Consider the following 8,952-nt stretch of genomic DNA (forward strand, 5'->3'; position numbering starts at 1 on the left):
GGCAGCCACCCTTGCACATCCAGGGGCGTTATGGCAGGCTTTGTTTGACGGTGCAGTTGGACGGATGTCTTGATGACGGAATGCGCGCCTTGCGGCCTCGCTACCCTGCCTGGGAGGGGTCGGGGCTTTGTTCTGGCTTCCGACCAAAGGGAGGAAGGTTTCCTTTTCCGGCGGCTCTTTCATCCTGGATCTTGTTTCTTTCTGCTCTTATCCTGGCCGGTGTTTGCCCTGCGCTGAATGAGCAGCAAGAACAAAAAAACACTATGAACCGTGGTAACCGGGTCATAGTGTTTCAATCATTTCTTCTCTTGAATTTCCATTTTTAATCCAATACCTGAAAATTTTACTTCGTAGAGTTTGGAACATGCTTTTGCTTCAAACTTTCCGACTCCTTCAATGGTGAAATATTCAACGCCACCGCAGGCTTTGAAGTGTTCTTGTACAATTTTGAACCTAATACTACCATTCAAAAACTTCTAATTCCTCAATTATGTATGCGTCAGCGTCCAGCACAATCCAATCACAGCCAAGCTGCCGCGCCAATGAAATGATGGGAAGAAGTTCTTCCGGAATCGATTTCTCCTTTACATCTTGTTCGCTCTGTTCGTCCGGATCCACATGAATGTGGAAACCGTACTCTCCTTTCTCATAGACCACAAGCTCCCCACCGTCAATAGCTGTATCAGACAGCCATTCTGCGGTTTCTTTTTCAATGTGAGCTGTGGAAATGACCAACATTTTCTGAATGACACTTTCACTTTGAATATTCATTTTTCTTCTTCACCTCATTTGGTATTTGGAGGCCGGGATCGGAATTCCCGGCCAAAGGTTAGTTGCATAGACAAATCAAACGATCAATTTTGTAGGCGTAACGAGGATATCGTACAGGCTGCCGTTACGATCCGATGCAACTGTAGCATCATAAGACAAATCCCAATCGATTTGCGGATCCGAATCAGTACGTTCATCTTCCGTTCTGTCCTCTATCCGAAGCTTCTTTGCAACCTCAGATGCTTTTTGAATATCTTCTTCCACGACAACGTAACTGCACAGGGCGTTGCCATCCCATAAATTGATGACATACAGCGTTTTGGGTGTTTCCTTCTTCTGATTTTCTACCATGTTTCATTCCTCCATGAATTGTATTGGCGGCCAATAGCTTTGCCGCTGGCTCACGCATACTACAGAGCCGTGTGAATACACGGCGGCCCAATCGCCATCTAGGGGCCACGGACGCCGGTGAATTGTCCGGCGTTTGGTGGGTAGATGGCTCTGCTGGTCAAGGGGCGCGAGGATCAAGCGGACCGACCAACGGAAGGGAGCATTTACCGCAGCGGCGTAGCGCACCCCTTGACCTGCAGGCGGGCTGTAGTATCGTGGAAAAAGCGGGAAGTGAGCAAAAAGGGCCGCGGCTTCCGACCAGCGGGAGGAAGGCTTCCTTATAGGTCCAGGGTTTAATTTTGAATGTTTTGGCTCCGTGCGGGGTGTAAAACGAAGTGCAGGAACGTAGAGCGGCTTAGACGGGGCGTAGTGCCCCCGTTTTAGCCGCTCTCGTTATCGCACCGAGTAATCCCGCAGCGGGGCTTACAGGCTCTTAGAGAGCGTCTTGTGCTCTCTAAGAGCCTGTTGCATCAGCCCCACCGGTCATAAGGAATGATATCTTTGACATGGGAACATACGTTTCTATATAATGATGATACTACCTGAACAGGAGTGAGCAGCCCATGAAGGAATCTATGAAGCTGACCGGGAATGGCAGATGGGAATCCATGAGGATGATGGTTCCGGAATACCGGGAGCAGTATTTGGCGCTGCGGGAGCAGGCCGAGATGGCGGTTATCGAGCCGCCGACAAAAGAAGAAATGATTTTACTGCATGATAACGCGATTTTAGCTATGATCTTCCAAATGATTGATGCAAACCGGAAAGAACTAGCGAAGTCGAAGCAGACATTGCAACCCTGGTATCTAATCGTTCTAAATGCGCTGCAGCTCAAGGTGCTTGAGGATAGCAGCCGGACAAAAAAAGCACTAAAGAATGCCGGTATATACGTAAAAGAAATCGACAAAGTGGACGGGCTGGCCCGGTATCGATACAACTGTCGTGGAGTCCAGGACGAATTTCAAATGACCCGGGAATACGCCAGGGGAGAAATAACGCGAAGGATTGGGAGTTACGGCAAGGCATTATTTAGTAAAGTAAACGATGAAGAATAAACAAAAGCCCTTCCTGGATGCTAGGAAGGGCTTGATTTATAGGGTATTCGGAATTTGTGGTGGAAAACGGAATTATTACTTCCAGCAACCTGCCCATTTACTTTCTCTTTTTTATCCATTTGAGATACGAAATCCATTGCTGGAATGCATATTTATAAAAACGGCTCATTGCAAATGAATTACCTTTTAGAATCTTATAGGCTTCATACCAGGCTTTAGCTTCGTCCCATAAAATGAAGGGAACTCTGCTTTTATATCCTCTGTTGTACTCTATTCGGCTCGATGCATAGAATTGTTGTAACTCATAATTACTGTATAACAATATTCTATGGATTGGTCCGAAAAGTCATTTGAGATGAGAATATACTTGTGGTCCACCAACATTGCCTCATTTGCTCTTAGCATAGATGAACGTTCAATACGCAGCCCATTTTGATGCAATAATTCGTTTACTCTATTTAGATTAATTTATGATCGCTCCTCTCTCACTCTAGTTCTCCATTTTCTAGTAATACTGGATTTAAAAAAAGTTTCATTCCACCATATAATCCGAAGAGCCGATTTATATAGTTATGCTGGTTCAACTCGGATGTTAACCCGACTAGGAGATCCACTTGAGGCTTCTACGCCTTTATTTTGCAATTCATAGGCAAACGATATAGCTTCCCCGCCGTCTTAACTCTGATTTGTCGAGCTGAGAAAAATTGAGTTAAATCATCCCCGTAAAGCTTGCCACGGGAATCGGTGGATACCATACTTACGGCATCCATAACCCTAGCAATAGCTGCTAACTCGATTTCCCCGTGATCGTAGCCCTGGCGTTCAACTGCCTTGTTTGCTGTACGAATCATTTTTTTGAGATTAGAAAGCGTTTTTGCTTCTTCCGCCCGCACTTCTGATTCGCAAGTATCGCACAACTCACCTTTATGCTGTGTTGGCGCTTCACAAACAACGCATTGAAAAGGTTGCTCCACTGTTTTCATTCATGTGCGCCTCCTTTAAGATATAAAAACTTCAAACTCGCATTTCGAAGTAGCAGCGCTTAGTTTAACATCGATCCAATCCATAACAATTTGCGGATCAATTGATTGACAACTCTCAATTTCATCAATCTTTGAATCCAGTAGTTGCATTTCATAGAAATCATTCCGAACACACACATTTAACCAAATCGGATTATTTTGCTGATCCAGGTAGTAAAGATCCAGCGTTGCTACAGAATCTGATTTTATACTGGAAAAAGTATATTTATTTAGATAACACCGTTTAACATGGTTGGAAATATTATCGAATCCCGCGAAGATTTCGTGAGATGTTGTTTTCTTGTTCATAGTTGATTTGTCTCCTTTCACTTTATATTCAACGATGGTAAGTAAAACAACTACAACAAGGAAAATAAGAAAATAGATAGCTAATTCCGTCATGGGGATTTGACCCGTCAAAATATAAATTGTAGCCGGAAATAAAGTTATTTGGTCGCTTTCAATATGAGAGCGTTGGTTGAAACGTATTCTTCATGATTCAGAGAGAATCCCTGGAGTCAGCATCTCCGGGGATTCTTTTTTTTACCATCCTTCAAGGTGATGTTCTTTTATGATTCCAATTGAAGCCAAGAACAAGAGTATGGTAATAACCGCCAAGTTTATTGTAGATGCCCCAAACCAAAGTATTTGAAATGCGTTAATGCTTGTTCCAATTGGAGCGAAACCGAAAACCATGAAACCCAAAGTCCCAGCACCAATTACTCCTGCCACAATTAAAGGCATTCTGCTTGTAAGTCCAAACGCACCTGCAAGTATTAAAATGAATATGACAAAAGCCCCACTCATTACAGGTAGGCGTAAGCCATTACTTATTTGCCCTTTATTTAGAAACCAAGTTTCTTCAAAAGAAGCAAATATATCTGCTGAAAATGCATATAGAATGCATAGTACGAGATATACCAATACTTTTAGTTGCTTTTTCATGACTGCAATTCCTGTTTGGAATTATAGTGCATATAGGCTTCTTCTTTATTAGCAGGAAGTAATGAACCATCATCCTGCACAATATACCAGGTGTTGCTTGTATTCCTTCCGCGTTTTTCCTTTTGTCCAGAAGCTATGACATCTCCTGAAACACAATTAATGATTACTAAGCCGCCTTTTTCGTCGCCAATGTATGTACCGGTTTGAAAATCATATTGCGGTTTTGCTCCAACGAATTTTATAACGGCTCCCCATGGCTTCCCATATCTCCGTGAATTATAGGAGCTGTATTTCATCCTTCCTGTCCCTGTGAATTTAATTTGCCTCATCCTCAATTTCATCCTTCCTGTCCCTGTGAATTTAATTTGCCTCATCCTCAAAATGTCTCAACCAATTCTTGGCGACCGGTTCAAATCCAACACCCGGATTCCAGTAACAATCTGAGGATGGATGTGTGTAATGAATGTAAATGGAACTGTATTCACCCTCCTTGTACAATTCCCTGGCTATTTTTTCTGCCTTTTCTGATGTCCCGGCATCAATAGGCCGAATCGGCCTTTCGTCTGGCCCTGCAATTGTTTCGATTTCCTGAAACGCACATACTGAATATCTCATTCCGATTCTCTCCCCACATTCAAAGTTATTTTAAATTCAAAGATATCTTTTAATATCCCCCAAGGCTGCCGCGTTCCACTCCGAGGGCGTCCTCGTATTCTTTTATTTGAGAATTCCGCGGCATAACTTTTCCGTTGCAGTGTTCCGAAATTCTTGATTGTGGAATGGCCATTATAGCAGCCAGCTCGGTTTGTGATATTGTTTTCCTTTCTAGTGCACCCGTCAGCAATTTAGAAAACGGGGTGCTATCAACATACCTCTGTTTATCAAAAGCGAGTTGCACAACGACTTGCATTGCCACGGGTAATGGATTGTGGTCAAGTTGCTCAATCTCTACTTCGTCCAATACGGCCATCAATCGGTCACTCATTACCCTATTTATTTTTTTTCTTTTTATCGCCGCTGTGTGGGCTTCCGCAAAATAGAACAGCGGCAACGTCATCGCGTTATTTAACCATGCTATGGATTTTTTTTCGCCTTGAACAACAATGGCCAAAGCACGGCCTAATCCTCTGTAACTTCTTTCTTTTTTATTCATAGTTTCCTCCCAAAAGACCCCGAAGGGTCTATGCTATTTTGACTTTAAACAGCGTTGGCATATTCTTTCTCCAAGCGGCGGTGTTTCTTCCTCTGCACCGTTGAGAAAAATTACTTTCCCGAAATTGAATTTCCTACATTTTGAAATGGGTCCGTAAGGCTTAATTACTGCCCCGGCTTTATGCCATAACCCACTTTTTGATTGCATCCACATTGGATTAACTCCCTAATCAATTTTGAATGTTAACTTTCAAAAAACTGCGAAGCTGGTAAAGTCTCTCTCAAAATTCCCCCTGCCAGCTTAATCGGGTTAAATCTCTAACGTATCTACCCACTCATGCTTACATGCATCGTTCTCGCTGTTGTGTGTCCACTTTTTTAAGCATGAAGTGCAGTATCTACTATTATCCACGGTCATTACAATTTCTTCCGGATCGAACATGTTATACATGTTCCAGTAAACATGATAGACGTAACCATTTGCATCTATTGCTGCCCCATGATAAATCAGCGATCCAGCTAATGAACCGAATTTTACAGGTCTGTTGACTAGAGTTAAAACTTCGGTTCCCAACGAAACTTTTTGGTTTAGTGGGGTAAATTCCGAAGACGAGTAATGCTGCCAAAAATTGCTCTCCAGATAGTTTTTTTCTATAAATGATATAGCATGAGGGAATGGCCATTCGAAAGCTTTGGCTTCTTCATTTTTGTAGAAATCTTCGAAATCCCAAATTACATTATAGTGGTTTGCATGTTCACCAACTTTCACAGTATCCACGTAGAACTGGGTTTTTCTAGCTTTAGTATCATCTTTGCCACCTGCATAACCGCCGTTGTACAGAGTCTTTCCTTCAAAAGAAACTTCTTTAAGCGATTCAAAATTTTTCTTCATATTCAACTTCCTTTCTATAACTCTTCTATTTGTTAATTTTATTATATCATTAATTATACTATTTGTAAATACAAAAGCGTATAATTTGATTAATCCTCATTTTTTCTTTATATGCAACTGCAACTCGTCTATTTGATTCACTCACCCCCTATAAAGATATTAATCCTTTGTTGCCCAACTCTAATTCCAGCCATCGAATTTCCTGCAAACTGGAAGAATACATCATTTCAAAGCCAGCCATTATAAACAGACTTTTAATAGGGAGAGCCTCATAAGCCAGGACGGCAGCAATCAAATCTGTGACCTTGGCATAAAATGTAGCCCGCTCCCCTTCCTGATCCAAGCATTGCTCAAATGACCGGTTAAACTTCAAGCGTATTTCTTGCAATCTGTCCATGGTTCCTCCTGTAAACCTCGCAGCCAAGGTTTACAGGTTGCTAAGGGACAGGAGATGCCCCTTAGATCTAGTTACCTGATAGACATAGGCTAGTGTATCAATTCGGTATATTCTTCTTCTGGAGCTACCCAAATTGGATCCCAACTCAAGGAAAAATTGATTTGGGCTTCCGCTTCGGCTGCTGCAAGTAGGAACATATTTCCCATTTCTATGGAAGAATCTCTCGGAACTGCGTTTCCGATATACTCCCGAGCCTTTGCATCCGTGCAGCCCTCCAATTGAAACGGGCGGCCATCCGGCAAATGGGTCGGAAAACTCTGCAGCATGGCCAACTCGTAGGTGGTCATCGGGCGATGCCATGTGCCATCAAGAGAGATAATCGTCCATATTCCTTTTTCGTTATCTTTCGGAATAGGGCGCGGATCTGCAATGGCTGCAGCTCCGGCATGTACATCCATGCTGCCCGTAACAGTCTTGCTAGGCTGATCCCATTTTTGAACCCCCATTGTGTCTGCGCGGGGTGATGTGTAGAGGCGAAGGTCCTCGATGATTTGCGGATCTTTATCAATGTTTGAATCTGCAATCGCTATCGCCCCGCTGCCGAATCTTGTCCCGGTCACACAAGGAGCTGGTTGATCAACTGAAATGACTCGGTACTGCGCCGGATGCCGTCCTGGCTTCTCCGTGAGCGCCGGATCTGCTATACAGCCAGCACCCTGATTTGGCCCAACCGCCCCCGTTACACACATTGCGGGAGAATCCACCGACTGAATTCGGAACAGGTTAGATTTCCCGTTGCCATTGATCTGCAGGCGCGGATCCGATACGGCAGTGACTCCATTGCTCCTGCCCGGTCCTGCGGTTCCGGTAACTGCCCCGGAAGCTTTATTCCAGTCTGCTACTCCAAACGCGCCAGAGCGTGGTTCGTGAGCGACCCGAAGATTTTCAAAATCCACAAAGTTCAGATCCCTCCAATCCCCACCTGCACGAATGAGCGCCAGTCGTAACCATGTTTTCCATTGCAGTCGGGGAAGCCCATGCAGCGGGCCACCTGCTTCTGTGTCTCCGGGAGCGGGCAGATCCTTGATAATATCCCCGATCGTTCGAATCGGCTTTTTCTTCGGATAGTAGATAACATTCGGGATCTGAGCTTCATGTCGCGCTACAATCAGAAACCGAACGCGATTTTGGCCAAGACCTCCAATCTCCCCTAAATTGTGGTCAGCACGGATGCTGACCGCATAGCCGTATTTCTCAAGGAGCTTCTTAATCTTTTTCAGAAGCGGTTTGCCCCGGCTAGTGATACGAGGGACATTTTCGAGTTGAATAATTGCGGGCAATTTGCCTCCATACTCCAAACATGCTTGCAGGGCCAATTCAAGCCCGTGAACCGTCAGATAGTTAAGCGCCTGATATTTGGCACTCGCTGACTTTTCCTGCGGCAGCAGCCCACTCAGACCCTTGCACGGCGGGCTGAGGAACAAGAAGAAGGGAACTTGCTCTCTGAACGCCTGCCATACATCCCACGCTGTTACCTCTTGCCAGTCGTCCGGCGGGGCATGACCATGCCAAGCTTCATATTGCCAGCGTTGGAATAAGTCTATTGTGACCGCCGTTTTCTCCCCGGTTATAAGGTCATGGTTGCGGTTGGCAACCGGGTCACTGTCAATCGAACAAAGAAGTTTGAAACGGTAGATTTTCCCTCCAAACTCCACTTGAGATTGAAGCAGACCAGCGGACTCGCCGCCGATCCCTCCAAACAAGACTGCTGCTGTTTTATATTGAATTTCGTTTACATCTACGACCATGAATAATTCCCCCTGTTTATCACCAGTATCCATCATTATCTTCGTCATCATCACTTTCTTCCGAATCATCATCAATATCAAACTGACCAAACTCTTGAAGAATCATGAAATCTTTAACTAGCCTTACGATCTCATGCGGCGTTTCTAAATCTGTATGTTGCATCATGTAATCAATTATTGTTTGGCAATTGACAGATCCCGTACCAGCAAACTTATTCAGAAAATCCGCGATGAATTTTTTTTCTTCCGGGGTTTCTGCTCCCTCATTCATCCTCACCATGTAATTAGTAATTGACTCCATACAAAACATATTGTCATCTCCTGTCGATTTATTTGCCCCCCGTTGAACCCCCGCCCGCCCCCCTTGCATCCGGCATCGTTTGCCAGTCTAGCCCTAGCGGCGATGAGCGGAATCCTTAAAGGTTTACCGGCCCAGCGCAGACAGATGGCGTCATGCAAGCAAGGTGCGTATGGAGTTATCAAGGTACATCCGTATAACGTAGCCGTCAAAGCCCGTTTT

Annotated in this window: 14 protein-coding genes; 2 read left to right on the plus strand and 12 right to left on the minus strand. The window is 44.4% G+C overall.

Features of this window, described 5'->3' with window-relative positions; genetic code table 11:
* On the plus strand, positions 1-326 hold a 326-nt coding region (locus JFN88_RS24490), incomplete at its 5' end, for a hypothetical protein (protein WP_233167658.1).
* 133 nt (positions 327-459) lie between these two features.
* Here JFN88_RS24490 and JFN88_RS09550 read toward each other — a convergent pair.
* The gene (locus tag JFN88_RS09550) at positions 460-771 is read right to left on the minus strand and encodes a DUF5983 family protein (RefSeq protein WP_199019102.1); all 312 of its coding nucleotides are present in this window, start codon (positions 769-771) and stop codon (positions 460-462) included.
* A gap of 75 nt (positions 772-846) precedes the next feature.
* Entirely contained in the window at positions 847-1,122 is a 276-nt protein-coding gene (locus JFN88_RS09555) for a hypothetical protein (protein ID WP_199019103.1), read from the minus strand.
* 602 nt (positions 1,123-1,724) lie between these two features.
* Here JFN88_RS09555 and JFN88_RS09560 point away from each other — a divergent pair.
* Positions 1,725-2,216 (plus strand): YhjD family protein, encoded by a 492-nt coding sequence (locus JFN88_RS09560; protein WP_199019104.1) that lies wholly within the window; start codon positions 1,725-1,727, stop codon positions 2,214-2,216.
* A 623-nt stretch (positions 2,217-2,839) separates the two neighbouring features.
* Here the strand turns inward: JFN88_RS09560 and JFN88_RS09565 are convergent.
* The 10 genes from JFN88_RS09565 to JFN88_RS09610 form a co-directional block, all read right to left on the minus strand.
* Complete coding sequence (locus JFN88_RS09565; RefSeq protein WP_199019105.1) at positions 2,840-3,199, minus strand: hypothetical protein; 360 nt, start codon at positions 3,197-3,199, stop codon at positions 2,840-2,842.
* A 15-nt stretch (positions 3,200-3,214) separates the two neighbouring features.
* Entirely contained in the window at positions 3,215-3,640 is a 426-nt protein-coding gene (locus tag JFN88_RS09570; RefSeq protein ID WP_199019106.1) for a hypothetical protein, read from the minus strand.
* Positions 3,641-3,781: 141 nt separating this feature from the next.
* Positions 3,782-4,183 carry a hypothetical protein gene (locus JFN88_RS09575; RefSeq protein WP_199019107.1) on the minus strand — a complete coding sequence of 134 codons (402 nt, stop codon included), beginning with the start codon at positions 4,181-4,183 and terminating at the stop codon, positions 3,782-3,784.
* Positions 4,180-4,512 carry a hypothetical protein gene (locus JFN88_RS09580; protein WP_199019108.1) on the minus strand — a complete coding sequence of 111 codons (333 nt, stop codon included), beginning with the start codon at positions 4,510-4,512 and terminating at the stop codon, positions 4,180-4,182. Before JFN88_RS09580 ends, JFN88_RS09575 begins: the two co-directional genes overlap by 4 nt.
* A 31-nt stretch (positions 4,513-4,543) precedes the next feature.
* On the minus strand, positions 4,544-4,798 hold the full coding sequence (locus JFN88_RS09585) for a hypothetical protein (protein WP_199019109.1): 255 nt from the start codon (positions 4,796-4,798) through the stop codon (positions 4,544-4,546).
* Positions 4,799-4,847: 49 nt separating this feature from the next.
* A complete protein-coding gene (locus tag JFN88_RS09590) occupies positions 4,848-5,336 on the minus strand; it encodes a helix-turn-helix domain-containing protein (protein ID WP_199019110.1) in 489 nt (162 codons plus the stop codon).
* 309 nt (positions 5,337-5,645) lie between these two features.
* A complete protein-coding gene (locus JFN88_RS09595; protein WP_199019111.1) occupies positions 5,646-6,227 on the minus strand; it encodes a hypothetical protein in 582 nt (193 codons plus the stop codon).
* A gap of 148 nt (positions 6,228-6,375) precedes the next feature.
* On the minus strand, positions 6,376-6,624 hold the full coding sequence (locus tag JFN88_RS09600) for a hypothetical protein (RefSeq protein WP_199019112.1): 249 nt from the start codon (positions 6,622-6,624) through the stop codon (positions 6,376-6,378).
* Between the two features lie 89 nt (positions 6,625-6,713).
* Positions 6,714-8,432, minus strand: a complete 1,719-nt coding sequence (locus tag JFN88_RS09605) for a DNA cytosine methyltransferase (RefSeq protein WP_199019113.1) — start codon at positions 8,430-8,432, stop codon at positions 6,714-6,716.
* Between the two features lie 19 nt (positions 8,433-8,451).
* Positions 8,452-8,742 carry a hypothetical protein gene (locus JFN88_RS09610; protein ID WP_199019114.1) on the minus strand — a complete coding sequence of 97 codons (291 nt, stop codon included), beginning with the start codon at positions 8,740-8,742 and terminating at the stop codon, positions 8,452-8,454.
* Positions 8,743-8,952 lie beyond the last annotated feature (210 nt).

The sequence above is a fragment of the Paenibacillus roseus genome (genome assembly GCF_016424485.1).
Lineage (GTDB): Bacteria > Bacillota > Bacilli > Paenibacillales > Paenibacillaceae > Paenibacillus_D > Paenibacillus_D roseus.